General features: G+C 52.2%; 29 protein-coding genes and 1 riboswitch. Of the genes, 5 read left to right on the top strand and 24 right to left on the bottom strand.

Going from position 1 to position 26164, the window contains the following annotated elements; genetic code table 11:
• Positions 1-48 precede the first annotated feature (48 nt).
• Both ABU190_RS21660 and ABU190_RS21655 read left to right on the top strand, forming a co-directional pair.
• Positions 49-225 carry a hypothetical protein gene (locus tag ABU190_RS21660; protein WP_354692367.1) on the top strand — a complete coding sequence of 59 codons (177 nt, stop codon included), beginning with the start codon at positions 49-51 and terminating at the stop codon, positions 223-225.
• The gene (locus ABU190_RS21655) at positions 182-649 is read left to right on the top strand and encodes a hypothetical protein (protein WP_354692366.1); all 468 of its coding nucleotides are present in this window, start codon (positions 182-184) and stop codon (positions 647-649) included. Before ABU190_RS21660 ends, ABU190_RS21655 begins: the two co-directional genes overlap by 44 nt.
• Positions 650-690: 41 nt before the next feature.
• Here the strand turns inward: ABU190_RS21655 and ABU190_RS21650 are convergent, their stop codons facing one another.
• From ABU190_RS21650 to ABU190_RS21640, 3 genes are all read right to left on the bottom strand, one after another.
• Positions 691-1908: a tyrosine-type recombinase/integrase gene (locus ABU190_RS21650; RefSeq protein ID WP_354692365.1), complete on the bottom strand. Its 1218-nt coding sequence runs from the start codon at positions 1906-1908 to the stop codon at positions 691-693.
• A 527-nt stretch (positions 1909-2435) separates the two neighbouring features.
• Positions 2436-3263, bottom strand: coding sequence for a phosphoenolpyruvate hydrolase family protein (locus ABU190_RS21645; RefSeq protein WP_039077962.1), 828 nt, complete (start codon positions 3261-3263; stop codon positions 2436-2438).
• 16 nt (positions 3264-3279) lie between these two features.
• Positions 3280-4497 (bottom strand): Tm-1-like ATP-binding domain-containing protein, encoded by a 1218-nt coding sequence (locus ABU190_RS21640; RefSeq protein WP_354692364.1) that lies wholly within the window; start codon positions 4495-4497, stop codon positions 3280-3282.
• A gap of 309 nt (positions 4498-4806) precedes the next feature.
• Here ABU190_RS21640 and ABU190_RS21635 point away from each other — a divergent pair, with 309 nt between their 5' ends.
• Together ABU190_RS21635 and ABU190_RS21630 are read left to right on the top strand one after the other, a co-directional pair.
• Entirely contained in the window at positions 4807-5445 is a 639-nt protein-coding gene (locus tag ABU190_RS21635) for a TetR/AcrR family transcriptional regulator (protein ID WP_354692411.1), read from the top strand.
• Positions 5446-5867: 422 nt separating this feature from the next.
• Positions 5868-7412: a methyl-accepting chemotaxis protein gene (locus ABU190_RS21630; protein ID WP_354692363.1), complete on the top strand. Its 1545-nt coding sequence runs from the start codon at positions 5868-5870 to the stop codon at positions 7410-7412.
• A 151-nt stretch (positions 7413-7563) separates the two neighbouring features.
• On the opposite strand, the gene acpT is transcribed toward ABU190_RS21630, so the two are convergent.
• The 20 genes from acpT to mntP all read right to left on the bottom strand — a co-directional run bounded on the left by acpT (position 7564) and on the right by mntP (position 24313).
• Positions 7564-8184 (bottom strand): 4'-phosphopantetheinyl transferase AcpT, encoded by a 621-nt coding sequence (gene acpT / locus ABU190_RS21625; RefSeq protein ID WP_354692362.1) that lies wholly within the window; start codon positions 8182-8184, stop codon positions 7564-7566.
• A gap of 2 nt (positions 8185-8186) precedes the next feature.
• On the bottom strand, positions 8187-9416 hold the full coding sequence (locus tag ABU190_RS21620) for a beta-ketoacyl-ACP synthase (protein WP_354692361.1): 1230 nt from the start codon (positions 9414-9416) through the stop codon (positions 8187-8189).
• Positions 9413-10144, bottom strand: a complete 732-nt coding sequence (locus tag ABU190_RS21615) for a 3-ketoacyl-ACP reductase FabG2 (protein WP_354692360.1) — start codon at positions 10142-10144, stop codon at positions 9413-9415. The genes ABU190_RS21620 and ABU190_RS21615 overlap by 4 nt, the downstream gene beginning before the upstream one ends.
• On the bottom strand, positions 10141-10617 hold the full coding sequence (locus ABU190_RS21610; RefSeq protein ID WP_354692359.1) for a 3-hydroxy-fatty acyl-ACP dehydratase: 477 nt from the start codon (positions 10615-10617) through the stop codon (positions 10141-10143). The genes ABU190_RS21615 and ABU190_RS21610 overlap by 4 nt, the downstream gene beginning before the upstream one ends.
• A complete protein-coding gene (locus ABU190_RS21605) occupies positions 10614-11783 on the bottom strand; it encodes a beta-ketoacyl-[acyl-carrier-protein] synthase family protein (RefSeq protein WP_354692358.1) in 1170 nt (389 codons plus the stop codon). The genes ABU190_RS21610 and ABU190_RS21605 overlap by 4 nt, the downstream gene beginning before the upstream one ends.
• Before the next feature lies 1 nt (position 11784).
• Entirely contained in the window at positions 11785-12372 is a 588-nt protein-coding gene (locus ABU190_RS21600) for a DUF3261 domain-containing protein (protein ID WP_354692357.1), read from the bottom strand.
• Positions 12369-14690 (bottom strand): MMPL family transporter, encoded by a 2322-nt coding sequence (locus ABU190_RS21595; RefSeq protein ID WP_354692356.1) that lies wholly within the window; start codon positions 14688-14690, stop codon positions 12369-12371. The genes ABU190_RS21600 and ABU190_RS21595 overlap by 4 nt, the downstream gene beginning before the upstream one ends.
• A complete protein-coding gene (locus ABU190_RS21590) occupies positions 14659-15264 on the bottom strand; it encodes an outer membrane lipoprotein carrier protein LolA (protein ID WP_039077953.1) in 606 nt (201 codons plus the stop codon). The genes ABU190_RS21595 and ABU190_RS21590 overlap by 32 nt, the downstream gene beginning before the upstream one ends.
• Positions 15261-15683, bottom strand: a complete 423-nt coding sequence (locus tag ABU190_RS21585) for a thioesterase family protein (protein WP_354692355.1) — start codon at positions 15681-15683, stop codon at positions 15261-15263. Before ABU190_RS21585 ends, ABU190_RS21590 begins: the two co-directional genes overlap by 4 nt.
• A 2-nt stretch (positions 15684-15685) precedes the next feature.
• Positions 15686-17380, bottom strand: coding sequence for a glycosyltransferase (locus ABU190_RS21580; protein WP_354692354.1), 1695 nt, complete (start codon positions 17378-17380; stop codon positions 15686-15688).
• Positions 17371-17724, bottom strand: a complete 354-nt coding sequence (locus ABU190_RS21575) for a hydroxymyristoyl-ACP dehydratase (protein ID WP_354692353.1) — start codon at positions 17722-17724, stop codon at positions 17371-17373. The genes ABU190_RS21580 and ABU190_RS21575 overlap by 10 nt, the downstream gene beginning before the upstream one ends.
• Entirely contained in the window at positions 17711-19072 is a 1362-nt protein-coding gene (locus ABU190_RS21570; protein ID WP_354692352.1) for an acyl-CoA synthetase, read from the bottom strand. Before ABU190_RS21570 ends, ABU190_RS21575 begins: the two co-directional genes overlap by 14 nt.
• Entirely contained in the window at positions 19069-19650 is a 582-nt protein-coding gene (locus ABU190_RS21565) for a hypothetical protein (protein ID WP_354692351.1), read from the bottom strand. The genes ABU190_RS21570 and ABU190_RS21565 overlap by 4 nt, the downstream gene beginning before the upstream one ends.
• A 6-nt stretch (positions 19651-19656) precedes the next feature.
• The gene (locus ABU190_RS21560; RefSeq protein ID WP_039077947.1) at positions 19657-19908 is read right to left on the bottom strand and encodes an acyl carrier protein; all 252 of its coding nucleotides are present in this window, start codon (positions 19906-19908) and stop codon (positions 19657-19659) included.
• Between the two features lie 13 nt (positions 19909-19921).
• Positions 19922-20179 carry a phosphopantetheine-binding protein gene (locus ABU190_RS21555; protein ID WP_039077946.1) on the bottom strand — a complete coding sequence of 86 codons (258 nt, stop codon included), beginning with the start codon at positions 20177-20179 and terminating at the stop codon, positions 19922-19924.
• Positions 20154-20975: a lysophospholipid acyltransferase family protein gene (locus ABU190_RS21550; RefSeq protein ID WP_354692350.1), complete on the bottom strand. Its 822-nt coding sequence runs from the start codon at positions 20973-20975 to the stop codon at positions 20154-20156. Before ABU190_RS21550 ends, ABU190_RS21555 begins: the two co-directional genes overlap by 26 nt.
• On the bottom strand, positions 20972-21694 hold the full coding sequence (locus ABU190_RS21545) for a beta-ketoacyl synthase chain length factor (protein ID WP_354692349.1): 723 nt from the start codon (positions 21692-21694) through the stop codon (positions 20972-20974). Before ABU190_RS21545 ends, ABU190_RS21550 begins: the two co-directional genes overlap by 4 nt.
• Before the next feature lie 67 nt (positions 21695-21761).
• Positions 21762-22820 carry a methyltransferase gene (locus ABU190_RS21540; protein ID WP_354692348.1) on the bottom strand — a complete coding sequence of 353 codons (1059 nt, stop codon included), beginning with the start codon at positions 22818-22820 and terminating at the stop codon, positions 21762-21764.
• A gap of 65 nt (positions 22821-22885) precedes the next feature.
• On the bottom strand, positions 22886-23275 hold the full coding sequence (locus tag ABU190_RS21535; RefSeq protein ID WP_039077942.1) for a lipoprotein: 390 nt from the start codon (positions 23273-23275) through the stop codon (positions 22886-22888).
• Positions 23276-23740: 465 nt separating this feature from the next.
• Positions 23741-24313 (bottom strand): manganese efflux pump MntP, encoded by a 573-nt coding sequence (mntP, locus tag ABU190_RS21530; RefSeq protein WP_354692347.1) that lies wholly within the window; start codon positions 24311-24313, stop codon positions 23741-23743.
• Positions 24314-24607: 294 nt separating this feature from the next.
• Positions 24608-24677, top strand: a riboswitch (Fluoride riboswitch).
• An 80-nt stretch (positions 24678-24757) separates the two neighbouring features.
• Between mntP and crcB the strand changes: the two genes are divergently transcribed.
• Positions 24758-25132, top strand: a complete 375-nt coding sequence (gene crcB / locus ABU190_RS21525; protein WP_354692346.1) for a fluoride efflux transporter CrcB — start codon at positions 24758-24760, stop codon at positions 25130-25132.
• A gap of 48 nt (positions 25133-25180) precedes the next feature.
• Here crcB and ABU190_RS21520 read toward each other — a convergent pair.
• A partial coding sequence (locus tag ABU190_RS21520; RefSeq protein WP_354692345.1) for an enolase C-terminal domain-like protein occupies positions 25181-26164 on the bottom strand: 984 nt, incomplete at its 5' end.

Below are 26164 nucleotides of genomic sequence, written 5' to 3'. Positions count from 1 at the left end.
AATTGTTGAGCGTGTGTTCGGCATTTCTATCAACCAATGGAGGCGAATATGATCCTTGAACGTGACAAGAAAAACTTCGTCGCTTCCCTTGTTGCACTTTCAGACAAGGTGAGCAGTAAGTCCTTTTCTGGAGCACCAAAAGAACAAGAACAAGCGCTGATCGACTTTTTCAAGGAAACCAATGAGCGCTTTGCAGCAACCTCTAGAGAGAACTTACATATCTGATGTAAAGGTTAACAGCCTTTTCTCAGTGATCAGCAAGCAATTCGGATATGATCCGACAGAATGGGCAACAGAAATTGTTGCCCTTATGACTCTCTGGAAAGATCGTGGTTACATTGAAGTATACCAGACCAAAGAGGATCGTGCTTTCGGCCTGATAAAAGATTCCAGCATCAATGATCGTGGTGCGATTAGTCCCTATTATATCGGTCTTTTTCATGCAAGGTTAATTGACGGTGATAATGACCCGTTAATAATTATTAAATTTCATGAGGTTGAAGGTGAGCATCCTTATGCTGATATGAAATTTATGCTCGACCATTGTGATATTTTTGGCGACAAGTCCCAGAAGTTCGATAAAGCTCAAATGCGATTCATATGGAAGCAAATTGATGAATTTATTCAGAAAGCAGATGGTGCTCTCTGATGCCGATTAAAGGTGCCTTAAGGCACCTTTTTTTGTTTATTTTAAATATCATATCCTACCAATTCGACATACTCTGATAACTCCTTCATTCCCGCACCGCGCGAGTACGTCCTGAATGCTTCCGTTTTGGCTTTTTGTTCAGTGTGTCCTGTAATGGCTCCTATGCGCTGTTCTGGTACTCCTGCTCTGTCTAAACAAGTGATAAAGTGACCACGCAGAGAGTGGAAGCATTGGCGATCTGTGGCCGTTGGCAGCACATGACGGCGTAGCCGTGTGAATGCCTGCGAGTACCACGGGCCACGCTTACCATCGGCGCGTCTAATCTTGTTCGATTGGGGCAGCAGGAATTCTCCGTTGTTCTGCGAAAGGTATTTATCAACAATGCCGATTAACAGCGAGTGAATAGGGACGTGCCTTACACCCGCTTTAGTTTTAGATTTGCTGACGTAGAAGCACCGTATCCCTTCAACTGTGACAATCTCATCTCGTTTGATGCTGGCGATTTCGTCGAGACGCATACCGGAATACAAGCCGATTATGATTACGTCCTGTATCTCGCTACCTGCCTCTTTTATTAATGCCTTTAGCTGGTGCGGTTCAAAGGGTTGATAACTTTCATTCGTCTGACGGGCTTCCAGATTGTGGCCGTGAAAGGGATTATCCGGGGCGATATTGTCATATTTACGCCGGGCGAAGTCATACAGCGTTCCTAAGCAGGTTAGCCAGTTTTGTAGCGTCTGGCGGGAAAACTTATCTTGATTCGCTTCCAGAAAGTCAGAGACGAGACGCCGCCCGATTCCGTTTATAGTAATGGTTGGGCGCTTGATTGAATTAGTGAATGCCGATACAGCGCGAACTGATTTGCTCAACGTAGAATAAGAGCGTCGAGCTTTATATTGCTCCGCATATTCTTTACTGACGTCTGTCAATTTGGGTGATGCTGGTTTTCCTCGTTCTGCCGGAATTGTTGCGGGCGCGGTAATGTCGCTGGATATTCCCGCCAGTAAGTGAAGATCTGAAATAGCAGAATGAATCCGGTTAATGGGGTTATCCGGTTTCATCATTAGCTGTAGCTTACGAAACTCTAATAGATATTGGTCACGGAAAATACGCGCTTGCATGATGTCCCGCGTGCCTGTCGATTTCTTGAGCGAACGTCGCCCGCCCCACAAGTGGCGCATATACACCGGGACATAGATTTGAAAAATGAATATCCCATCCTTGTTTGCATAAAGGTAAGAAGTCTTCTTGATTGGCATGGTAATTACCTTGTAATCTACCGCTACCAACTACCGGGATAAGTACCGCGATTTCTTATTTTGATTCACAATTCATATGGTTAGACGAGAGGGTTCGATTCCCTTCACCCGCTCCATAAGTTGCAATTACACTTTCAGTTTGCTCAAGCGCAGCTAATCCTTGAATCTCTTTCTGTTTTACTGTCTTCCGCTATCTTGCCTGCTCCGTCTATTTCCCTTTTGATACGCAACCTGACTATGCGGTCGCAAGCGGGCTGGACGCAAATTGAGTTTATTAGTGGAACAGGGAAAACGATTCGCGGCTGGGTTAACAATAAGGAGATTCAGCCTCTTACACCTCCCGCTTCCTGACGTGATATTACCCGGTGTTTATTCTGGCAAGCCTGCTGTCGCCGGTGCATGAGAAACATGGTCAATTGAATGTAGCGTGATGTCGGGCCGTGGAAATAACAGGCAATAAAAAACCGGGGTGCATATACAAACCCCGGTAAAAGGTGGATCGATTATCAGGCTACACGTGCTCCCGATCAGTTTCTTATTGCTTTAAATTGCCTTGTGGTCTCAGTTAATGCTATTTCAGTCGGCAGGCGCTCCATAGAGCTGGCGCCATAGAAGCCGTTACATTCCGGGCAGTTCTCTAAAATGAATTTCGCATCTTCTGGTGTCGCAATGGGGCCGCCGTGACACAGGACGATAACATCCGGACGCACTGCTTTTGCCGCTTTCGCCCAGTCATTAATTAATGGCACGCAGTCTTTCAGGGTGAGAGCCGTTTCCGCGCCGATATTCCCCCCGGTGGTTAACCCCATATGCGGCACAATAATGTCTGCACCAGCTTCGGTCATCGCAATGGCATCATCGCGGCTAAAGACATAAGGTGTCGTGAACAGGCCTTTTTCATGCGCCAGACGAATCATATCCACTTCTAACGCGTATCCCATTCCGGTCTCCTCAAGATTGGCCCGGAAATTACCGTCGATCAGTCCCACGGTTGGGAAGTTTTGTACGCCTGCAAAGCCAATCGCTTTAATATCATCCAGAAACTTATCAAACTGGCAGAAGGGATCGGTACCGTTTACACCCGCCAGGACAGGCGTTTTCTTGGTGACCGGCAGCACTTCTTTTGCCATATCCATAACAATTTCATTGGCGTTGCCGTAAGCCAGCAGACCGGCTAATGAACCACGGCCCGCCATGCGGTAACGTCCAGAGTTATAGATAACAATCAGATCGATGCCCCCGGCCTCTTCGCATTTTGCCGACAAACCTGTGCCCGCTCCGCCGCCGATGATGGGTTCCCCCCGGGCAATCATCTGATGAAATTTTTGCAATAATCCTTCACGCGTATGTTTCATGGCTTTAATTCCGTCTTTAGTGAATTAATTCTTTATGTAAATTTATAAGTAGCTGATTAAATTCGGCAGAATTGATGTGGTGTGAGCTGACGATCAGTTTACGGTGCGGCGTTTCGATAAATGTTGCCTTAAACGCATCGAGAAAAGCCCGATCTGCTTCTGGATCCCAGAAATCCCCACCAACATTGTCCAGGGCAGAAAAACCGCCCATGGGGATAGCAAATCTGACTTCTCCCTCACATCGATTTAAACGCTCGGCAATCCACGTCCCCATCTTGCCGTTTTCCTCTGGTGTTGTGCGCATCAATGTTACTTGTGGGTTGTGCTGATAAAGCCGACGACCCCGATAGTGCTCGGGTACCGAAGATCGGGACCCAAAATTAACCATATCAAGTGCCCCGCAAGAGCCGATATACGGGATTTTAGAGCGGGCGATCGCGCCGAAGCGGTCATCACTACAGGCCAGAACGCCGCCAAATAAGAAGTCGCATACTTCGGTGGTGCTGATATCCAGTACGCTGTGTAATAAGTGGTTATCTGCCAGCTTTTCCATTGCTTTACCCCCGCTACCGGTGGCATGGAAAACCAGACAGTCATAATCGTTTTCTAATTTTTGTGTGATTTGCTGTACGCAGGGCGTGGTGACGCCGAACATCGTCAGACCAATGGCGGGTTTATCCGTGACGGCTTCGTTGTCGTCCTGATAGAACACCACCGCACCGGCAATCTGATTAGCTGCGCTTTTTAAAACTTTGCGGGATATTCGGTTTAAGCCTGAAATATCGGTGACGGAGTTCATAATGGCGATATCGCTGGCGCCGATATAACCGGACACGTCTCCGGATGCCATGGTTGACACCATCAGTTTGGGAATACCAATCGGCAGAGCCTGCATAGCTGGCGTAATTAACGCGGTATTGCCAGACCCCCCTAAGCCGATTATCCCAAGCACATCTTCACGGCTTTTTAAGAACAGTTCAAAGGCGAGAGACATTGCGGTGATCGCTTTTCCTCTGTCACCACAAAAGACAGCACTTTCTCCCTCAGGGTGAAAGCGGGCCACGGTAGTTGCTGAAATATCCGCACGTCTTGCGGAGCTATCAGCTACTGTCGTCAGGTCAACGATGAGGGCATCGGCGCCTGTTTTTTTTATTAACGACTTAACGTAAAAAGCTTCCGTGCTTTTCGTGTCAAGAGTTGTTACGACGTATATGTAGCCATTGTCTTTGCTCACGTGTTCTCCTTAACTAAACTCACTTTTGTAACGAACGAGTATTTCAGATTCGGAAGAGTGAAATGCATTTGGTGTGACAACGATTGAGACTGCCGTCTCAAAAAATGTAGCAGTGATTGAGACGACCGTCTCAAAAAAACTAGCATAAATGAGACGGTTGTCTCAAATAATTTTTGATGTTAAAATTAACCACATGTTTTTTAAGGTAATTAATTTCTTAGCCGATCATGATTTTGCATTTCGCACCGCCTGGATGGGCGAGTGTTGATTTGCTATGTTTGTGTTACAACGGGTGTGGTTGGGAAAGTCATGATGTATGGAGAGGAAGCTTTGGAGCCATCTGTAACACGCAAGAAAACGTATGATTTGCTAATGAATAAGGCGTTATTTTTGTTTGAAAAAGGGGAGATCCCCTCCATTTCAAAGCTAGCCACCGAAGCGGGTGTTTCACGGGCAACGGCTTATCGTTACTTCCCCACCCAAAGCGATCTTATTGCTGCTGCCGTTGGCGCGAGTCTGGAAACTATTCGGGAATGGAAGCCCAAAAGTGATGATAAAGTCGGTGAACGTATTGCCGAGTTGTTTGATTTCGCGTTCCCGGAAATGTTTCGCCATGAAGGTGCCTTGCGCGCCGCGCTGCTTGTTTCATTACAGCAATGGGCGCTTGAGCGTCACTCCCCGGATAAAATGGAAAAAAAGCTGGTCCGTGGTAATCGTAAAGCGACGCTCGCTCGCGTAATGGAACCGGTGAAGGACAAATATTCCCCCGAGATGTATCGCAAAGTTATTGCCGCCTTTTCGTTATTGTACGGTTCGGAAGTCTTTCTGGTGATGAAAGATATCTGGGGCATGGACAATCAACAAGTCATTGATAACGTACAGTGGATGGCTAAAGCTATTATAAATCAAGCCAATAGCGAGTCTTCTCATGAGGACCATGCCGGATAATTCTGGTTTATCTCGCTGCCTGCCTTATAAGTATGGGAGCAATAGCTCCCATACTTAACCAAAATAACCCACCGTTAATTGAAGCGTACTTAAAAATATAATTCAGTCTCTCTAAAATATTAATTAAAAATAGCGTTAATAATTTGCTTTAGGGTTTGTGTTTAATTTTCTTTTCCTCAGGAAAGTGGCATTTACTGACAGAAGAATGATAAGCAAGCTTAGTTTTTTTAAATGAAAATAATTGTCGTAGATTATAGAAGTGGCGTTTTGTAGTGATAAAATCTGTTTGTGAACTATGCTGAGAATAATGGCTATTTTATTTCAATAGCATAATTTTATTGCGTTTATCTCGATTCTTTCAACATAACGACAGGCCTTCAATATAAATTAAACTCTCTTAAGCTTTATGGGGAATACATTCTATGCGTGAGAATCACCCTGTAACACAGCAAGAACGCATTTTTGATAATGATGCGACGTTAATGTCTACAACAGATCCTGAGAGTTATATTAATTACGCTAATGATGCCTTTATTGAGGTGTCTGGTTTTTCGCTCAGTGAACTTGAGGGGCAACCGCATAATCTGGTTCGTCATCCTGATATGCCGCCGCACGCATTCGCAGATATGTGGTTTACCCTGAAGCAGGGAGAACCATGGAGCGGACTGGTAAAAAACCGCTGCAAAAATGGCGATCATTATTGGGTTCGCGCCAACGCAATCCCGATCATCCGCAAAGGTAATGTGAAGGGATATATGTCGGTACGCACCAGGCCTGATGCCGACGAAGTCGCCAGTGCAGAAACGCTGTATCGTCAGTTTCGTGAGGGTGGGGCAAACAGTAAGCGCCTTTTCAAGGGGTTGATCATTCGCAAAGGATTTATGCGCTGGCGCTCGTTGTTTGTGACTATGCCATTACGCTGGCGGCTTCGATCGGCGTTAATGACGACCTTTTTAGTGAGCATTCTCGTCGGGATGTTATGTCAGTTCGCGCCTGGACAAATGGGCATGTTTACCGGGGCGATGGCCGTCCTGCTTCTGGCATTGATGGCATGGCTGGAAATGCAAATTGTGCGCCCCGTCGAGCGTTTGTGTCATCAGGCCCTGCAGGTGGCGACGGGGGAAACGCAGCAGGTTGAACAACCGAAACGCATCGACGAAGTCGGCGTTACTCTGCGGGCCATCGGCCAACTTGGGCTGATGTTCCGATGGCTGATCAACGATGTCAGTAGTCAGGCCGTGAGCGTGCTGAATGCAGCGGATGCCTTATGTAAAGGAAACGATAGCCTGAGCCGCCAGACGGATCAGGCGGCGGCGAATGTGCAGCAAACTGCTGCGACAATGAATGAGCTGGCGGCCACAGTAAAAAGCAATACCCTTACCGCCGCCGAAGCCAGTGCCTTATCAAAGGGTGCGCGTGAAGCGGCTGAGCAGGGCGGTAAAGTGATGAGCGGCATGATTGAGATGATGGGCAATATTGGCTCCAGCTCAGATCAAATCGCCAGTATTACCAGTATTATCGACAGTATTGCCTTCCAGACCAACATCCTCGCACTGAATGCCGCAGTGGAAGCCGCACGAGCGGGTGAACAGGGAAAAGGTTTTGCCGTGGTGGCCGGTGAAGTGCGCATTCTTGCCCAGCGTAGCGCCAGCGCAGCCAGCGAAATCAAAGCGCTAATCGAGTCCAGCGTGACGCAGGTTCGCTCCGGTAGTCAATTGGCCGATGACGCCGGGAAAGCAATGCAGGAGATTGTCGGCAAGGTTAAACATGTCACTCAGTTGATAGAGCATATCAGTCAGGCGACGTCTGAACAGGCGTCGGCAATAAGCCAAATGAGTCTGGCGGTAGAAGAGCTCGATAAACTCACCCACCAAAATGCCGACCGTGTTCAGGAGGGCGCAGAAGCGTCAGATCGGTTGAACAGTCAGGTGACACGCCTGGCAGAAGCCATTTCCGTGTTCCGCTAACGCTAACAGCCACAATGTCGCCCCGCCAGGTGAGGCGGGGCTTTTAAACGTACGGTCAAAACTGGCACTCATCTGTCGAAATCAGCGTAACGAACGGGCCGCTGAGCGTTCTGTTGCCCCGTCTACGGAATAAATCTTGAAGACCCAGCGATTACTGGAGACGGATGATCTTATCTGTCGGAAGAAGCGCGTCACAGCCCGGAAAGGAGAAATCGCGAGGGGTGAGTTGGTGCGCGTGGGCGGTGCAAACGGCCAGAACAAGTGAATCTGCCAGACAAAACTGGCTAATAAAAAGCCCTTCATGGCTGTCCAGAGTGTTCATTTGCCAGACGCTGCTGCCACACTGTTTTAAGATGGCTTCTTTGCGCGTCCAGATTCGCCAGAATATGCAGGACTGCTGCGCTTCATCCGCAGAGGCAAGCTGCTGCTGTTCCGCTTGAGTGAACATCGCATGGGCAATCCGCTGCACGTTATTTTTGGGACGTATGACTTCAAGGTCGCAGCCGACTTCCCCCTCATCGCTAACCACTATCGCAATGTCATCGCCGCTATGGCTGATGTTAAACCATAGCGGAATGTTTTCTTCGAAGTACGGCTTGCCATTGGGTCCATAAACGATAGCCGGGACGCAGGCCGGGGAGAGCAGGGTGCTGAGCAGTACGCGCCCTGCAAGCCAGGAGGCACGGTGAGACCTCTCCGGCACCTGTTGACACAGTGCCGGAGGCGCCATTTCACTAAGCACCGACACTTTCCCCATGCCCACGCGCAGCATTATCAGGCCCAGCGCTTGATGATGATGGATGTGTTGATCCCGCCGAATGCAAAGTTGTTGCTTTGCAGATATTCGCAGTCGATGCGGCGTGCTTCGCCCATGATGTAATCCAGCGCACCGCAGCGCTCATCCGGTTGTTGCAGGTTGATCGTGGGAGCAAACCAGCCTTCCCGCATCATCTGCAAACTCATCCAGGCTTCCAGTGCGCCACAGGCACCCAGAGTATGACCAAAATAGCTTTTTAACGAAGAAATAGGGACGTTTTCGCCGAAAATGGCCGCGGTTGCCTGACTTTCAGCAAGATCACCCCTGTCTGTGGCGGTGCCGTGAGCGGAAATGTATCCCATATCCAGCGGGCTTAATCCGGCAATATTCAGCGCCTGTTCCATGCAAATTTGCATGGTTTCTTTCTGGGGCTGCGTGATATGCGCCGCATCGCAGTTGGTGGCAAAGCCCACTATTTCACCGTAAATCGTGGCGCCACGGGCTTTGGCGTGTTCAAGTTCTTCAAGGATCAGGGTACCCGCGCCTTCACCGATCACCAGGCCGTCGCGCTGTTGGTCGAACGGCGATGGTGTGGTTTTTGGTGCGTCGTTGCGTTGGCTGGTGGCGAATAACGTATCAAAGACAGCCGCTTCTGAAGGGCAGAGTTCTTCTGCACCACCAGCCACCATCACCGTCTGATAACCATGGCGAATGGCTTCCCAGGCATAACCAATGGCCTGGCTGCCAGAGGTGCAGGCGCTGGAGGTGGGAATCACGCGACCACGCAGACCGAAAAACAGGCCCGTATTAACAGCGGTGGTGTGCGGCATCATCTGTACATAGGTGGTGCCAGTGATGTTGTTGGTGTGTTTTTCCGTCAGCATGGTGGCGAATTCACTTACCGGCCCCGTACTGCCGGTTGACGACCCGTAGGCAATGCCTGTCTGACCGTTGGTCAGCACCGGATCATCAATCAATCCCGCCTGCTCCAGCGCCAGCTCCGTGGCTCGGGTGGAAAATAGCGAGACGCGGCCCATGGCGCGGATACGCTTGCGCGTATAGTGTTCCGGTAGCGTAAAGTCATCAATCGGAGCGCCCAGCAGCGTATGCAGCCCGTCGTAAACTTGCCACTCCGGCATTTTGCGCACCGCATTTTCATTGGTCAGCAGACGTTTTGAAACACTCTCCCAGTTCTCGCCGAAGGCAGTCACGCCGCCCATGCCCGTAATCACAACGCGACGTGTCATAACATTCCTCCATTGATGGAAATAACCTGGCGGGTCACATAACCCGCAATATCTGACATCAAATAGCTGGCCAGTCCGGCAACTTCTGCCGCCTGGCCCATACGTTTCATGGGGATCATAGCCATCGCTTCGTTCAGCGCCGCTTCTTCCATTTCAATCATGCCGGTATCGATCAGCCCCGGCGCGATACAGTTCACGGTGATTTTTCGCTTTGCCAGCTCAATCGCCAGAGCTTTTGTCGCCCCGATAATGCCTGCCTTTGCGGCGCTGTAATTCACCTGTCCCCGATTGCCCATCACGCCAGAAACCGACGACAGAGTAATAATTCGCCCCCCTTTGCGTAGGCCAATCATCGGCATAATGCAGGGGTGAATGACGTTATAAAAACTGTCGAGGTTAGTGTGGATAACACTGTCCCAGTCTTCTTCGCTTAGCGCCGGAAATGCCCCATCACGGGCGATACCCGCGTTGCTCACAATGCCGTACCACGCGCCATGACGGGCAATATCGTCCTCAATAATGTCTCTGGATTGCTGGCGATCGCCGACGTCAAAACAGAGCAAGCGTCCCTGTCCGTCCGCGTTTTCAATCGCTGCCAGTGTCTCTTTTGCTCCCGTCTCATCCCGGTGATAATGCACGCCGATAACAAAACCATCAGCGGCAAGCTGGCAGGCAATCGCTCGCCCAATACCTTTACTGGCTCCAGTAACCAGAACGGAACGAATCATGGTGTATCTCCCTGATTAAAAAGCGAAGTTAATTCTTCTGGCGTAGGCTGGAAGGTATTGACGCGACCGGTGGCCACGCGCTCATCACCTACGAAAATGGCGCAATCAAAACTGGCGAAACGTTCGTCCTGCATCAGCAACTTAACATCAATGTCCAGTGTCGCTCCGGCGGGAAGAATCCCCCTGGCGCAGATAAATTCGCGGGCGCCCAGCATCATTCCCAGCGTGATGGCCTGCTGACCATTTTGCCGACGATGCCAGCCAGACCAGACGCCAACAGTTTGCGCCATCAGTTCCAGTGCGAACCAGCCTGGCAGATTACCCTGCGCATCAATAAAGGGGGCCAGTACGCTGTCATCTGTAACGCTCACCCGGCAATGCGTCGAACTGTCGGTGACATCGATAACCTCTTCGAGCAGCATCATCGGCGCATCGTGTGGCAGGTACTCTGAAGGGGGGAGATAAGGGCTCATACGATCCTCCCCAGCAGAATACTGGCGTTATTACCGCCAAAGGCGAACGAATTAGACAAAATCACCGGGCGCGTCAGCGGTTGAGGCTGGCGTAAAATGCCACAGGCGGGCAGCGCCGGATCAATAGGCGAGAGGGAAAAATCCTGCGGCGGCAGCGGAAGGTTCAACTGCAGGATAAGCATGCTGATGGCGGCTTCGATAATGCCTGCGGCCCCCAGCGTGTGTCCGGTTAAATGTTTGGTGGAGCTGCAAGGTACGCTTTCGCCAAACAGATCGTGAATAACTTTCGACTCTATCTGATCGTTGAGTGTGGTCGCCGTGCCGTGCAAATTGATGTAGCCGACCTCGTCCGGTTGTATTCCTGCATCTGCCAGCGCCTGCTTAATGGCGCGGATAGCCCCTTCACCTTCAGGATGCGGCGCGGAGATATGCCAGGCGTCACTCGACTCGCCAACGCCAAGCAGCGCGACAGGCTGTGGTTCTCGGGTGAGCAGCATCAGCGCCGCGCCTTCACCGATGGTAATGCCGCTGCGGTCGCGCGCGAAAGGAAGACAACGTGTGGGCGATAACGCCTCCAGACTATTGAAACCGTTGACCGGCATGCGGCTCAGTGTATCTGAACCGCCGACGATAACGGCATCTGCCAGTCCGGCCTCGATCAGGCGGCGACCGCTGATAATGGCACGGGCGCTGGAAGAGCAGGCGGTAGACAACGTATACGCCGGGCCTTCCAGTGCCAGCCAGCGGCTGAGAAAACGCGAGGGGTCACCAAGCTCCTGCTGCGGATATTGCCAGTGCAGGCTGGGTTCGTTGTTGAGACGTAAATTAACATGCTCGTCCCCTTCATTCAGCCCGGAGGTGCTGGTACCCAACACCACCCCAACGCGTTCTCGTCCATATTGGGCGATGGCGTCTTCCACCTTCGGTTGGATTTGTGCCAGCGCGGCCAATAAAAGTTGGTTATTGCGCGTACGGTGGGCAGAAAAAGCATCGGGTATTGCGGGCAACTCGCCATCCACACCTGCCAGTACGGCATCTGGCTGGTTCACTAGCCAGTCCTTGCGTGGGTGCATCCCTGGTGAAACGCCGCGCACCAGATTGTCTGCAACCTCGGCCGACGTTTTTCCGAGCGCATTAATGATGCCAACGGCAGAAATATAAATCATATCAGTCACCCAAATATTGAATGGTGATGTGGTATTTGAAAACATGCTGCTCAATGCTAATCGGCTCGCGTTTGCCTTTGCGCTGCAAATAGATGATCTCAGTGATCAGCTTGCCACGCGCATTGCGTAGCTCGCGCTTGTTGCCGATATCGCGCAGCGTCCAGCCCTTCGGCAACTGCGGCTGCCAGGCTGAAAGCGGCCAGTGGCTGAGCATCACATCTGCCAGCACCTGGCTGGCGGGTGGGAGCTGCGGCACGATGATCGACTGTTCGGTATGCAGCCCTTTGTCGTCATAGGTGGCCAGGAACAGTCGGATACCGACAGATGACAGCCCGGCTAAGGTGACTTTTTTCTCATCCGCGTTGAGCATCACCATCAGCGACTGCGTTTGCCCGTTAAAGGTACCGGTAAGCAATTGCTGTGAACTCACCGCAGGTGTAATGCCGGGGGCGGGAAGTGTGACGCGAGCGCCGGGTTCCAGCCAGGCCTGAGGGCGACCGTTTTCATCCTGTTTCGTTGAGTGGCTACAGCCTGCCAGCAGGAGTGTTGCGCCAAGGGCGCAGGCCTGCCAGAAATTTCGTATCGTCATCTTTTTTCTCTTTTTTTATTGGGCATCGCCAGCGGGGAAAGCAGGTATGCGGTAAAAATACCGCTGATAAGGACAATGCCGAAGCTGCTGATTGCCTGGGTGGCGCTAAAGACCAACATGCCCAGTGTCATCAGGGTGGTGAGCATCGCAAGCGTGATAGCCAGCAGCGACGTCAGGGGTGTTCCCTGTGGGTTGCTGAAAAACAGCGTGTAATTGATGCCGATACCCAGTACTAACACCAACGCCAGTAGTGAGAACAAATTCACCGAATGACCGCTCAAGGAGAGCACCGCCAGCCCGCAGCTCAGTGATAACACCGAGGGTACCATGCTGATAAGCCCCTTACGCCAGCCCAGGCGTGCCATCGCACCGCAAGCAATCACCGCCAGCGCCACCGCCAGGAGGCTGGTCAGAACACCGCGATACAGCGCAAAGAGTGAATCGAACGTCTGTTTTCGGTCCACCCAGGCTATGCCCGATTGTTTTTGAGCCAGCGCACTCAGCGCAGCGCTTTCTTTAACGTCGCTAACCGGAATCAGCACACCGCTTGCGCCGCCTGGCATCGTCAGCCACATCAGACGCCAGCCTTCACTGGCCGGGCTGGCAAGCCATGCGTCCACGGAGACGGTCATTGGGCTCAGATCGGGATCGATGTTGGTTAGCCCGGCGCTCTGCAGTGTCTTCTTCACTGTCGGTACCGCCTGCTGTAAGAGCAAAAGGTCTTGCTGCTGGCGGGCCATCGAATTGAGTGGAACCGTGCGCCAGCCGCCTAACTTCCCTTCGCGGCGCGATTGTTCAAGGGCCGGGATAAAATTCTCCATGCGGGTCAGCGTCTCTTCCGGGGTATCGCCATACACCACAAACCACTTTTGATCGACGCTCTGTCCGGTCAGGCGGGTGATGGCTTTTTCCTGCGCCAGAATAGACTGCGGTAGCGCTTGTAGTTGTGCGATATCGTCATCAACATGCAGGCGGGAAAGCCCCGCCAGCGAGAAGAGCGCGAGTGCCGTGGGGAGTCCAATGCAGAGGGCCTTGTTGCGTCGCCAGGCAGCCAGCCAGCGCAACATAAGTGCCATTGCCGGTACGGGACGTACCGGCAGCCCACGACAGAGCCACGGGTGCCAGAAGATAACCGTCAGACAGGCGGCACTGAGGCCGCAGGCGGCGAATACGGCCATCTGGCGAATGCCGGGGAAGGGGGCAAGCATCATGATAAGGTAAGCGGCCACAGTGGTGAGCAGCGCAAGCAGCAGCGTTTTGCGTACCTTTGTCAGGCTTTGCCACGGTGTGGCGTGCTCGCCATGTACCATCCGTTCTGTCAGATAGTAGAGCGTGTAATCTGCAGAGATACCGATAATGCTCATGCTCATGACCAGCGTCATCAGATGAAGTTCGCCGAAAAGCAGCAAGGTGGCGACTGTACCGGCAAGCGCGCCGATGGCTATAGAAACAAGGCACAGCAAAAGCGGCAGCACTGAGCGGAAGGTAGCGACAATCAGCAGAATCACCCCCAGGATTGTCGCCACGCCAAGCGTTGAGATATCGCGCTTTGCCTGTTGGCTGGCGTAATCGCTATAGAACATCGTCCCGCGCGATAGCAGGCGGGCCTGCGGATACTGCGCCGTGAGCGTTTGTTCCAGCGCGGCGAGACGGTTAACCAACTGATGGGTTTGCTGCATATCGAAAGAGTTGCCCGTCAGTTCGCCGTGCAGCAAATACCAGTAATTGCCGTCATCGTCCTGGGTAACCAGCCAGCCGCCCATTAACCGCAAGCGCTGGCTATTTTGCGCCATCGCCATTTGCTGTCCGCGCATCAGCATCAGCGGATCGTTTTGCAACTCCTTACCACTGACACCGGAAAACCCTGAGTAAAGCTGTGACAGGATCCATTGCGCCTGTTTTTCTCCGCCGTTTTGCAGGCGTTCGCGTGTGACGCTATCAATCAGTGCGTTGCGATGCTGCCAGAAAAAAGTGCCCCATGCCTGCTGACTGACGGCATCCATTGGCCCTTTTACGTCAACCAGTTCTGGCGTTTTACTGAGTTGTGCATACCATGCCTGAGCCACCGCCGGGTTGGCGGTTTTACCGGGGCTGACCAGCCAGACAAGCTGCCTGTCCAGGCGCTGCATAAAGCCATCGTTGAGCGCCGGCGGAATGGCCCCCATCGCCTGTTTGGGCAGCATTGCCAGCACGCTGCTATTCATTCTGGCCTGTGGGATGAGCATGAGCAGGATACCCAGCATCGCAAGGCAGGCGCAGACCCACAGCAGCATCGCGCGACGGGCGTTAGTGTGCGGCAAAGCGTTGGCGTTCGTCATCGGTAAGCGTAGCTGGCGTCAGTCGGTGTTGGGAAAGGGCAATATCGGTACGATCGCCCTGTTTATCGTTAAGCTGGATCGACTCAAGATAGGTCTGTCCGGCGAGGTCGATCGACGCGAAGATCTTATCCAGCGGCGTAGTGACAGGCGTCAGGCTAAGCGTCCAGCGCCCTTCGCCCTTGTCATGAAACTCGATACGGAAGTTTTGCTCCAGTACGTGACGATCGGCCTGAAACAGCGCGCGCAACAGGTGATTAAACTGGAACATTTGCGGATTATTTTCGGCGGTAATCACCTGCGCAGGCTGATTATTGACGACCTGCACCATGCGGGAGTCATCCAGCATCAGCATCATCGGAAACGGCGCTTTTTGATCCCAAAGCAGACCTTTATCGCGGGCAATCAGCATTTCACCCTGAGAGCGTAGCGGCTGCGGTAGATCTTTTATTACTCGCGTCTGGGCAAAATGGGCGCGGATGACCGGCTGTTCGGTGAAACGTTGCTGGAGTTCATCAAGCGTGACGGCGTTAACCCATGGGCTGAGCAATAACATAAGCAGGGGCCAGTACTTCATGGCGTAACTCCTATGCATTCAAACAGAACCGGCGGACTGATAAAGCACAGCTCGCGGCTTTTCTCCTCGACGGCAACCTGGATGGTGTAGCCAGTGGTGGTGCGTTTACCTGTTGCCGCATCAAAAATTTGATAGGCGATCCGCAGGCGGTTTTCATACTCTTCAAGCGTTGCCCGAACGCGGATACGCTGTTCGAAGGTCAACACATCGCGATATTTCACCCGGGTGTCAACCACCGGCCAGACATAGCCTGATTCTTTCATCTGGCGATAGCCGTAATTGAACTGATTCAGGAGGGCTTCGCGGGCAATCTCAAAATAGCGGAAGTAGTTGCCGTGCCACACCACGCCCATCATATCGACGTCATGAAACGCAATGGTTAGCTCTACTTCGGCTGTAAAACGGGGATCGTTAAGCACCTTTACTCCTTATCGGTGACTGCATCTGGCAACTGCCAGAAATCGAAAAAGTTGAACCAATCCAGTGGCGAGAGCAGCGCGTAGTGTTCAAGCCGGGCGGCATAGCGGTTGACCGCGTCTTGCAGTGCTGCCTGGCGTTGCGGACGAGGCAGTAGCAGTGGATCGGCAAAGGGTTCGCAGTGTATATGCAGTTTGTTCTGTTGCTGGATGGCGAAAATAAGCACTACGGGGCAGCGCAAAATGGATGCGAGGATAAACGGACCCTGCGGGAAAGGGGCGAGTTGACCCATAAACGGGCTCCAGACCACTCGCCAGTCGCTACCCCGCTGGCGCTTCACGGCAATGCGGTCGCCGACAATCGCCACCCACTCTCCGCGATCCAGCTTCTCTTTGAGCACTATCGCGGTGTCTGGCCCAATATCGTTCACAGGCAACAGATTGAGCCCCGCCTGAGGCGCCATCTCTTGCATGATTTGCTTAAAGCGCTGTGCATTTTCACTAAAGACCAGCGCATTAATGGTTTTAGTGCCATCCAGTTGCGCCAGCGCGCGGCACGCTTCAACATCGCCCAGATGCGATGCCAACAGCAGTTTCCCTTGTGGCGATTCAACTCCCAGCGCTGCTTTTGCGCCCTCAGCAAAGACCACATCGCGATCCAGACGAAGTTCACCGCGCCAGCTCGCCACTTTATCGAGCATGGCATTGCCAAAGCGCAGGAAATGCTGATAGCTATTGAGGTGCGAAGGCTCTGGCAGACCGCGACTGGCAAGCTGCGCTTTAACGCGGCCAATCCACCCTTGCGAAGCGTGGCGTGCGGATGTGGCCGTTAGCCAGTAAACCGCCACCACCGGTCTGAGCAACAGTGAAAATGCACGGCGTCCAAGGAATCGCCAGACGGTCAGCATGATCCGCATTCCCCATAGCCCTTTCACTTCCCGCTGCTTTGCCCAGTGTGAGTGGCGGCGACGAAACAGCAGCGAAGGGATACGCGGCAACATGCCGAAAAACAGACGCGTATGCATCAGTGAAATACGAATATTGTCTTTCAGGGCGTCAAAGTGTGACAGGCCATCCAGCGGGTAGGTCACGCGTGTCGGCACAAAGTAACTGGTATTGCCCTGCCAGTAGAGACGCACCATCACTTCGGTATCAAAATCCATTCGCTGACCGAGTCTGGCGCGTTTTGCCAACTGCAGGGTCGGTGCGACGGGATAGACGCGAAACCCGCACATGCTGTCTTTGAGTTGCAGTGAGAGTGTTTCGATCCACACCCAGATATGGGTAACCCAACGGCCATACAGACGTGAACGCGGAATAGAACTGTCATAGATGGGCTGACCAGATATCAGCGCGTCCGGGTGCTGTTTTGACAGCGTCAGCAGTGCCGGAATATCTTCAATGGCATGCTGCCCGTCGGCATCAACCTGTACCGCGTGGGTAAAGCCCGCCTGTTCCGCTGCCTCCAGGCCGCGAATGACGGCAACACCTTTTCCGACGTTCCGTGTGAGGCGGATCAAGGTTAACGTGGGATGACTGGCGGTGAGATCATCAAGGATCCGGCGGGTATCGTCGTCACTACCATCGTCAACAACAATGCACGGCAGTTGAAACGGCGCAAGACGAGCTAGTACGCGCGCCATCATCGCCCCGTGGTTGTAACAAGGGATCACCACGCAAGGGGAGTAGGTTAGCGACATAAACGGATCTTCCCACTGCTTGCGGTATGGCGCGCCTGGCCATCATGACGTTGATAGCAGAAAGTCAGCGTCTGTTTTTCTTCCTGCCAGGTCAGTGTCAGCGTCAGCGTGTTTCCTGGAACCAACGGCGACTGAAACTTAACGTTCTGGATGCTGTGAAAATGAAACCCCGGCGCAAGTAGCTCGCTGGCGTAGTGCATCACCCAGTCGAGTTGTGCGACGCCAGGCAGGAGCGGCTGAACGTTGAAATGCCCCTGAAACCAGAACAGCCCTGGGTCAAGGTACAGGACAACACTGATCTGCTCTGGCGATGTCTGATGACGTTCAATTTCACGGGGTTTCATAAAATAACTCCTGTAATTGCGCATAGACACGCTTGTTCATAGTGTTGACCGGGATTTCATCAATAACACGCCAGTAGCGAGGTATCGCGACAGGCTCAAGCCAGGGAATGAGTGCACGTCGCCACGACAGTTCCAGCGCCTCGCCATTGTTGTTTCGCCAGGTCTGGCGCAGGGCATCATTTAGCACCAGCAACACGCCAATACTCTGTCGGCCCCCACGCGATACAGGGAGCGCTGCGGCATCAACAATGCCGTCCAGCGCCATCAGACGACGTTCAATCTCACTTAATGAAATACGTTTTTCTTCGATTTTCACTACCCGGCCACGACGTCCACGCAGGTGAAACTGTCCGTTTTCTTCAAAATGCAAAATATCATCAATCAATAACCCGGCTTTTTCGTCAATCATCGGCGATATGACACGAAACGCGTCGCCTTCTGCAGTAATGCTCACGTCAGGGAAAGGCAGCCAGGGGGTGCCATCCTGTAACCGACGGCGCCAGGCGAGAACCCCCGTTTCCGTACTGCCATAGATTTCATCGGGCCAGATGCCAAACCAGCTTTGTACATCCATCACTTCCTTCCATGGCAGCATACCGCCTGCTGAGAGGACCATGGTGACGGGAGGTGGCGCCAACTGGCGATCCAGGCGCTTAAGAAACGCCGGACTGCTGACGAAAAGATAAGTATGCTGAGAGGACACCGCGCTGAGTTGTTCCGCGTAAAAAATCATTGCCGCATGTAGCGTCAGACCGAGCGACATTGGCAGAAAAATACGAAACGTTAAACCGTACAGATGTTGTGGGAGGACGGAGGCAACGACTCTACAACCCTCCAGCCGTTTGGCAAAGCGTGTGGCAAGAAGCCGGGCTTCCTGATCGAGCGAGGCAATGCTTTTTACCACCCGCTTTGGCTGGCCGGTAGAACCGGAGGTAAAGAGCTCGATAACCTGACAGTCATTGATAGTGGGTAATGTTGCAGCCAGTGGCAGCACTATTTTTGCCGAATTGACCACCAGAAGCGTGCCTTGCCAACCCAGTGTTTTATCGCTTAAAACCCCATTGAAGAGGGCGCGCTGTTCTTCCAGCAATGAGACACGGCAGTGACCAGGCACAACCGGTGTTTTTCCTGCGCTCAGCGTTGCCAGTAGCGCGACAATAAACAGATAGCTATTTTCAAAGCATAGCGCCCAGCGCTCGCCATCCTGTTGTTGCAGCGCATTGACCACCCGCGAGACATCATAACGAAGCTGCCCCAGCGTCCAGGTATGCTCACCAAGCCAGGCCACGGGCGTATCGTCCGGACGAGTCGTGCTAAGCCACTGCGCGAGGGGAAGGGTCTGATTCATGGTTTTTCTCGTTTCATTAACCGGCTACGTACCAACCACTCACCCCCCATTAGCGCACCGATCAGCAAATAGGAAATCATGCCGTTCCATGCAGCCCATAGCGACATATCGCCATACATTGCTGTAAACAGGGCGATCCCCCCGTTGATGATGAAAAACAGGCACCACACCTGGGTAACGCGGCGGGTATACTGTATGCCTTCGGGAGGAAGATGGGGATCGTGCAGACGAGCCAGACGTTCGACCAGTGGCATTGCCGTCCACAGCGATCCGCCAAAGACAGTGAGCATCACGATATTTACGACGACCGGGTAAAACAGCAGAAGCTGATGGGTTTTGAGCAGGATGCTGGCGATACACAGCACAATTCCCGCCAACGCCACGCTTTGCATAACAAAGCGCATCGGCCCGGCTTTTTGCCGTACCTGACGTAAGCGTAACACCAGCATAACCGCCATCAATGGCAGCAACCACTGCAGGCTGTTATACCTCAGGCCAAACCAAATAATAAATGGCCAGGCCAGCAGTAACACTCCAGTCGTTGCACCTATTCCCGGCAATGCTTTGAAACCGCGCACCGTGAATCAGGCTTCTTTCAATAGACGTTCTACCGCTTCGACAACATCCTGCACCGTGCGAACCGCTTTGAACTCTTCCGGTTTGATTTTTTTGCCGGTTTTTTTCTGTAATTGCACGATCATGTCGACGGCATCAATGCTGTCCAGCTCAAGATCTTCGTACAGGCGGGCCTCAGGTTTGATGTCGTCAGGATCGATTTCAAACAGTTTGGTCAGAAGCGCGGAGACTTCCTGATAGATAGCACGTTGTTCTGTCATAGAGGACTCGTTCTCAGGCGCGTTGTGAATGAATGAAAGAGGCCAGCGTTGCCACGGAGTAGAAATGCTGTCGCATTTCTTCACTCTCGGCTGAAAGCACTATGCCATATTGATTTTTCACCGCCAGACCAAGCTCAAGCGCGTCAATAGAATCCAGACCCAACCCATCCCCGAATAATGCTGCATCGGTGTTGATATCTTCTGCCGTCAACTCATCAAGATTTAACGTGTTGATAATAAGATTTTTAATTTCGAGATAAAGCGCTTGCATCATTAAGTCCTGCTATAGATATTTCAACTGATTGTAATTGCTGTAAAAGATGCCGGTTTAGCTGCCTTGCCGCCAGCGCCGGTTCTTGTGTTTCAGCTTCATAAAAACGATCAATACGGACGCGTTCGCCAACTTTTATGGTAAACAGCGGCCTGGACGGTGGGGCGTCGTACCATTTGCTCTGCTTACTCAGAAAATGTTCGGTGCAATGAATGGTAACGATACGCAAATCTTTGGCGCAACGGACGGCGATATTGGCCGCACCGCGCTGTAACGTCATCTTTTCACCTGGACGAGTACGTGTCCCTTCCGGGAAAATCAAAATGGTATCGCCACGGTCAAGACGCTGTTGACTCTGCGATAGCAGCGTCTCTGACTGGCTGTTAATTAGGTAGTCGGCCGCGCGTATGGGACCGCTCACAAACGGGTTTTTCAGCAAGGCGCTTTTTACCAGGCAGTCTGTTTCCGGCATCACCGACGCGATCATGACATAGTCGATAAGCGACGGATGGTTGGCGACCACAAGACAGCCGCTTTCCTGTTGTAAGATTTCTTCACCTTCAATCCGGTAATCGAGGACACCCACGAATCTGACAACGGCCAGAAAAAAGCGAAAGCAGGCTGAAATACTGCGTCGGGCGTAACGTCGCCGGGTCTGTTTGTCACGAATGACCAGCGACAAAAGATTAAACCAGATAACAGAGAGCAATACGCCCCCAAGACCGAACAGAGCGAAACAAAAGCCGGTCATTGGTATCCGCCACAGGCGGTTTAATAGGGCAGCGAGGCGTGTCATAGACGGCTCCATTGCCACTGAACTTTTTCTCCGCTAATGGTAAAGGCAGGGACGTCGCACAGGTAGTGCTGCAAAAATTGCATGCTTTGGGGCAACGGATGCTCTTCGCCATCACTTCCGCTTTGTGTGGCACATAGCAGTTCGTCGCCAGCCTCAAAGACCAGCGCGACAGCGTAAGCCCAGGTTGGCATTTTCTCGGGCAGATGCGGGTGATAAAAGACCGGCAGATGCCCATCGAAATCCACCATCAGCACCCGTTTGAACCCTGCCTGCAGGAGTGCGGTAACCTCGCAAAGCCCCTGTTGAAAGGTGTCCATGCCAGCAGATAAAGAGGAAGAGACAATGGGTTGTTTCGCCGCGATAGTCAGATTACCCACGGAAGAGTTATGCACCGACATCGCAAAATCGGTTGGCGAAACATCCTGCTTATTGGCCAGGGCTTCCAGAATGCGGTAGTTACGTTCAAGCTCACCGTGACGACTGGTATAGAGTACCGCATCAATGCTGTGGCGACGTAACATAGACAAGCCACATTCTACGGCGAGCTTACTGCCTGAACTTAATCGTCTTGCCGTCATCATTGGCAGTTCTGTCAGTTTGGCCTGTGGCGCGTCAGGGTTTATGGCGTGGGGCTGCCGTGACCATTGTTGCCACTCGGCTACTTCACTTAATCCAGGCGCTCGGGCCTGCCAGTCGATCAGATTCAGGGCTAATTTCATCAACGCGCTTCCGCGATAAAACGATAGACCTGGCGCCGCGATTCACGGCCGCCAGACAAGGTAAATATTAACATTTTTCGCAGATCAATAAGGTGTGCCCAGCGCCGAGATTATCCACGCGTTGCGCCACCTTAAAACCTGCTACTTCAAGGAAATAGTAAAATTTTTCAACACTATAGAAGCGGCTATTACCGTTCGCCATACAGGTAAAATAAAGCGATGTTGCATTCAGGCTAAACGACGCGGCTTCAAATCGCTGTGCATCCCAGAAAAGCTCAAGGATGTAAAGTTGTGCTCCTGGCTTCATAGCGGCTGAGATTCGCCCCAGTATGTCAATGATTTGCTCAGGGGAGAAACAATCCAGGAACTGACTCATCCACCAGATGTCAGCCTCAGCAGGCAGCGATGCCTCGCTGAGCATATCAACCTCGTGGAAGTGGATACGATGCGATAAATCTGCGTTTTCAATATTCTGGCGAGCCAATGCTATCTGCTGCGGTAAATCAAGAATGGTGACTATGATATCATCATCATATTCGCAGCAACGTAACGCCCATTTTCCAGTGTTGCCGCCGACATCATAAAGTATTGCAGGATGATGTGCGAAAACATACGGCAGCACGGCATTGAATGCGCCGTCGGAATAATAGTGATCGAAAGCAAACCAGCTTTTACGGACTGGCGATGGTAATTGCGAAAGCACCGGGTAGATGGTTTCCGCGTCGCTAAACACTTTAAGTCCTGCGGGTTTCGTTTCTTTTAAAGACCGATCTAAAAAGAATAAGCCCTGATAACAGACGTCCTGAGTAAAATCCATATTCACACGAGTCATTGAATCATGAAGAAGATAATGACCCACTTTCGACAGGTAATAACGTCCCTCTTTGCAAATGACAATTCTTCCGCTCAGTCCCATATCCAGTAACACACTAATGGCATATTCGCTGAGGCTGACATGGGTTGTTATTTCTTCGATTGTCGCCCCCGCTTTTCCCTGTTTATCAAGGTAAGTCAGCACGTTGGCATTACGTAAACAACGTGCGGTTTGAAACAACATTGGCGCAAAAGCAATACGCTGCGCTTCTGTGATGGCATCCAATGCGCTGAGAGTGTCCTTTGTATACATCACTTACCTGTCCGAGGTGAAAATAGGGCAATTGGACCAGTGGCCTGGTCCAACTGAATGTCTTCTTAATGTGCTGATATTGCGGAAAGATTAACCTGAATGTCTTTATCCAGATTATTCACCCAGCGATTGTAGTTTTTGTGGATTTTACCGTTTGCGGCTTGCAGATTGAGGCTGCTGTCATAATTGATGGTATAGCCTGTTGCAGTGTAGTTAATGCGAACTTCTGCAACGTGATCGCGGTTCTGCTGGCGAGCTTTAATAACCCCCGGACCCGCTTCATTCATAATCCATTGGCGCTGTACGCCTGCTTTAAAGATTGCGCTTTTTACTTGCTCAGCAGTATGGCCAGTGCCGACAGTTGTGCGGACGTTTTCAATCGGTGCGGTACGCGCGCAGCCAGCCAGGGCACCCACAACAACCAGTGCGGTAAACCACTTACCCACTTTCTTCATAAGAACTCCATTCAAAATAAGCTATTAAATTAGTGTGATTACTAATTGATATTCTGGATAACTATCAGGTTTTAGCGAAATAATGCCAGATACATGAACTTACAAAAACGACAATTCTTTTCATATTCTAAACAAACTGTTTTGCAGTTCATAGCGCTTCAGGCAACGGTTTCAGAAAAAATAAAGTATTTTTAGTCTGTTACTGGGATGTGTATAAAGCGTAAAAAGAGACATTACACGCGCTAGGGCGTCTTTAAATTGAGCGTAAAACTAAGAGGCATAATTTCATTTTCCCTAACCCAATTTTTTGTTCGAAAATACCGAAATAAAAGATGCGGAAAGAGAGCCGGAGATGATAATCGGGAATGGCAATTGATCTTTATTCAATACGGTTAAGAAGAATTGAAGCGCCGACTCAACCTGTTGACACAGTTACCATTCGGGGCAGGGCAAGGGATGGAAACATCAGGCAAAGACTGCCAGGTGTTCCAGCAAAATGGAGCAGCCGATGCCGATCAGCACTATGCCGCCCATCACTTCGGCCCACTTACCCATCGCGGCACCCAGAAAACGGCCCAGCAGCATCCCTGTCGTGGCCATAATGGTGGTGGCAAGACCTATCAGCAAGGCGGTGGTGACAATGTTCACCTCCAGAAAAGCCAGCCCCACGCCGACAGCCATAGCGTCCAGGCTGGTGGCGATAGCGGTGGTGACCAGTAACCAAAAGCCGTGCCGTCTGGGCGCATTTATCGGTTCCTGTCCGTCTTTTTTCATCCCCTCAGCTACCATACGCACGCCGAGCAGCATCAGCAGAGCAAAGGCAATCCAGTGATCCCAGCGCATAACGTATTGGCTGGCGGCCAGGCCAATCCCCCAGCCAATCACCGGAGTGATGGCTTCGACCACGCCAAAGATGATGCCAGTGCGCAGCGCTTCTCTCAGAGGCGGGCGATAAAGTGCCGCCCCTTTACCGATGGATGCCGCGAAGGCATCCATAGACATCCCAAATGCCAGAATGAGGAGTGCGTAGAAACTCATGTGCGTACCTTTCAATACCCGTTTGTGTCGAAACGGGTCAAATGCATCAAATATCAGAGAGTGTCATGCTGCCATGTAAATATCATAAATGCAAAAAATATCTTATAAATCAATTATATATAGTATTGGCTATGTTTTATTGCACTGGCTATGTTTGGTTTTATAGTTGCAGAATGAAGGCGTTGCGCTGGGCTGATGTGACGAAAGCTCGTGGTGTCGTGCCGCTGCATTTATGTGGATGTATTCTGGGTGTGAATGTTTCTTTCTTGCCTCCCGGCAAAAAACGTTGAACAATGCATGCAAGGTGATGGCGTTCCACCTTACCCAACCGCTTCCCAGCGAAGCTGATGACGCCTGGTATGACTCTTTTAATGGAGGCATGTCGGGCGCTTATCTTTTTCTCTCCTGCATGCCTCGGACACTTTTATTGTTGTTGAGGAAAACATGCTGAAATCTTTCATGGCCGTCATTATCGGTGGTTCGGCTGGCTGCGTGATCCGCTGGCTGCTCTCAGTGCGCCTGAATGCGCTCTTTCCGAATCTACCGCCCGGCACGTTGCTGGTGAACCTGACTGGCGGGTTTATTATTGGCGGGGCGTTGGCGTTCTTCACGCGACAGCCACATCTGGATCCGACCTGGCGATTACTGATTACCACCGGGCTGTGCGGGGGAATGACCACGTTTTCAACATTTTCGCTGGAAATTTTTTCCCAGCTACAGGTAGGCAATTATCTGTGGGCCATCACGTCGGTGATGGTGCATGTGTTTGGCTCATTGCTGATGACCGCCCTGGGTTTCTTGGTCATCAACATGCTGTAAAAAAGCCCGCAGGTTTACGCCTGCGGGCCTTGTATGAATCACTATGGGTTAACGCACCATGCAGGGACGTTTGTTGTCGAACGTCCAGCCGGGGATAAGGTACTGCATCCCCATTGCATCGTCGCGCGCGCCCAGACCGTGTTTCTGATACAGCTCGTGCGCCTTCATCACCTGATCCATATCCACTTCCACGCCCAGACCCGGCGTTGTCGGCACCTGCACCATCCCGCCTTTAATCTCAAACGGCTCTCGGGTCAGACGCTGGTTGCCTTCCTGCCAGATCCAGTGGGTGTCGATGGCGGTGATTTTACCCGGCGCCGCTGCCGCCACGTGGGTGAACATCGCCAGCGAGATGTCGAAGTGGTTGTTGGAGTGGGAGCCCCAGGTCAGGCCGAACTCATGGCACATCTGCGCCACACGCACGGAGCCCTGCATGGTCCAGAAGTGCGGGTCCGCCAGCGGGATATCCACCGACTGCAGCGACAGCGTGTGCCCCATCTGACGCCAGTCGGTGGCAATCATGTTGGTGGCGGTCGGCAGGCCGGTGGCACGGCGGAACTCCGCCATCACTTCACGCCCGGAGAAGCCCTGCTCCGCGCCACACGGGTCTTCCGCATAGGCCAGCGAGCCTTTCAGGTACTTACCGATTTTGATGGCTTCGTTCAGGGACCAGGCGCCGTTCGGGTCGAGGGTGACGTGGGCCTGCGGGAAGCGCTTCGCCAGGGCGACAATGGATTCCGCTTCTTCTTCGCCGGCCAGTACGCCGCCTTTCAGTTTGAAGTCATTGAAGCCGTATTTTTCATACGCGGCTTCCGCCAGACGCACCACGGCATCCGGGGTCATCGCCTCGTCATGACGCAGGCGGTACCAGTCGCATTTGTCATCCGGCTGGCTCTGATAGGGCAGCGGCGTCGCCTTACGGTTGCCGACGAAGAACAGGTAGCCGAGCATTTCCACTTCGCTGCGCTGCTGGCCGTCACCGAGCAGGGAGGCGACGTTGACGCCCAGGTGTTTGCCCAGCAGGTCGAGCAT

This window comes from Phytobacter sp. RSE-02, from assembly GCF_040578655.1.
GTDB classification, from domain to species: Bacteria; Pseudomonadota; Gammaproteobacteria; order Enterobacterales; family Enterobacteriaceae; genus Phytobacter; species Phytobacter diazotrophicus.
This window is presented reverse-complemented; position numbering and strand designations above follow the sequence as displayed.

What these genes read in the sequence shown, in the direction of transcription:
- mntP (WP_354692347.1), bottom strand. Translation starts at nt 24,313, where the DNA reads ATGAGTTTCTACGCACTCCTCATTCTGGCATTTGGGATGTCTATGGAT.
- ABU190_RS21650 (WP_354692365.1), bottom strand. Translation starts at nt 1,908, where the DNA reads ATGCCAATCAAGAAGACTTCTTACCTTTATGCAAACAAGGATGGGATA.
- ABU190_RS21560 (WP_039077947.1), bottom strand. Translation starts at nt 19,908, where the DNA reads ATGACAGAACAACGTGCTATCTATCAGGAAGTCTCCGCGCTTCTGACC.
- ABU190_RS21645 (WP_039077962.1), bottom strand. Translation starts at nt 3,263, where the DNA reads ATGAAACATACGCGTGAAGGATTATTGCAAAAATTTCATCAGATGATT.
- ABU190_RS21590 (WP_039077953.1), bottom strand. Translation starts at nt 15,264, where the DNA reads ATGAAGTACTGGCCCCTGCTTATGTTATTGCTCAGCCCATGGGTTAAC.
- ABU190_RS21605 (WP_354692358.1), bottom strand. Translation starts at nt 11,783, where the DNA reads ATGATTTATATTTCTGCCGTTGGCATCATTAATGCGCTCGGAAAAACG.
- ABU190_RS21575 (WP_354692353.1), bottom strand. Translation starts at nt 17,724, where the DNA reads ATGAAACCCCGTGAAATTGAACGTCATCAGACATCGCCAGAGCAGATC.
- ABU190_RS21550 (WP_354692350.1), bottom strand. Translation starts at nt 20,975, where the DNA reads ATGACACGCCTCGCTGCCCTATTAAACCGCCTGTGGCGGATACCAATG.
- ABU190_RS21540 (WP_354692348.1), bottom strand. Translation starts at nt 22,820, where the DNA reads ATGTATACAAAGGACACTCTCAGCGCATTGGATGCCATCACAGAAGCG.
- ABU190_RS21615 (WP_354692360.1), bottom strand. Translation starts at nt 10,144, where the DNA reads ATGATTCGTTCCGTTCTGGTTACTGGAGCCAGTAAAGGTATTGGGCGA.
- ABU190_RS21580 (WP_354692354.1), bottom strand. Translation starts at nt 17,380, where the DNA reads ATGTCGCTAACCTACTCCCCTTGCGTGGTGATCCCTTGTTACAACCAC.
- ABU190_RS21555 (WP_039077946.1), bottom strand. Translation starts at nt 20,179, where the DNA reads ATGCAAGCGCTTTATCTCGAAATTAAAAATCTTATTATCAACACGTTA.
- ABU190_RS21620 (WP_354692361.1), bottom strand. Translation starts at nt 9,416, where the DNA reads ATGACACGTCGCGTTGTGATTACGGGCATGGGCGGCGTGACTGCCTTC.
- ABU190_RS21545 (WP_354692349.1), bottom strand. Translation starts at nt 21,694, where the DNA reads ATGAAATTAGCCCTGAATCTGATCGACTGGCAGGCCCGAGCGCCTGGA.
- ABU190_RS21570 (WP_354692352.1), bottom strand. Translation starts at nt 19,072, where the DNA reads ATGAATCAGACCCTTCCCCTCGCGCAGTGGCTTAGCACGACTCGTCCG.
- ABU190_RS21655 (WP_354692366.1), top strand. Translation starts at nt 182, where the DNA reads ATGAGCGCTTTGCAGCAACCTCTAGAGAGAACTTACATATCTGATGTA.
- ABU190_RS21660 (WP_354692367.1), top strand. Translation starts at nt 49, where the DNA reads ATGATCCTTGAACGTGACAAGAAAAACTTCGTCGCTTCCCTTGTTGCA.
- crcB (WP_354692346.1), top strand. Translation starts at nt 24,758, where the DNA reads ATGCTGAAATCTTTCATGGCCGTCATTATCGGTGGTTCGGCTGGCTGC.
- ABU190_RS21600 (WP_354692357.1), bottom strand. Translation starts at nt 12,372, where the DNA reads ATGACGATACGAAATTTCTGGCAGGCCTGCGCCCTTGGCGCAACACTC.
- ABU190_RS21635 (WP_354692411.1), top strand. Translation starts at nt 4,807, where the DNA reads ATGATGTATGGAGAGGAAGCTTTGGAGCCATCTGTAACACGCAAGAAA.
- ABU190_RS21610 (WP_354692359.1), bottom strand. Translation starts at nt 10,617, where the DNA reads ATGAGCCCTTATCTCCCCCCTTCAGAGTACCTGCCACACGATGCGCCG.
- ABU190_RS21630 (WP_354692363.1), top strand. Translation starts at nt 5,868, where the DNA reads ATGCGTGAGAATCACCCTGTAACACAGCAAGAACGCATTTTTGATAAT.
- ABU190_RS21595 (WP_354692356.1), bottom strand. Translation starts at nt 14,690, where the DNA reads ATGACGAACGCCAACGCTTTGCCGCACACTAACGCCCGTCGCGCGATG.
- ABU190_RS21535 (WP_039077942.1), bottom strand. Translation starts at nt 23,275, where the DNA reads ATGAAGAAAGTGGGTAAGTGGTTTACCGCACTGGTTGTTGTGGGTGCC.
- acpT (WP_354692362.1), bottom strand. Translation starts at nt 8,184, where the DNA reads ATGCTGCGCGTGGGCATGGGGAAAGTGTCGGTGCTTAGTGAAATGGCG.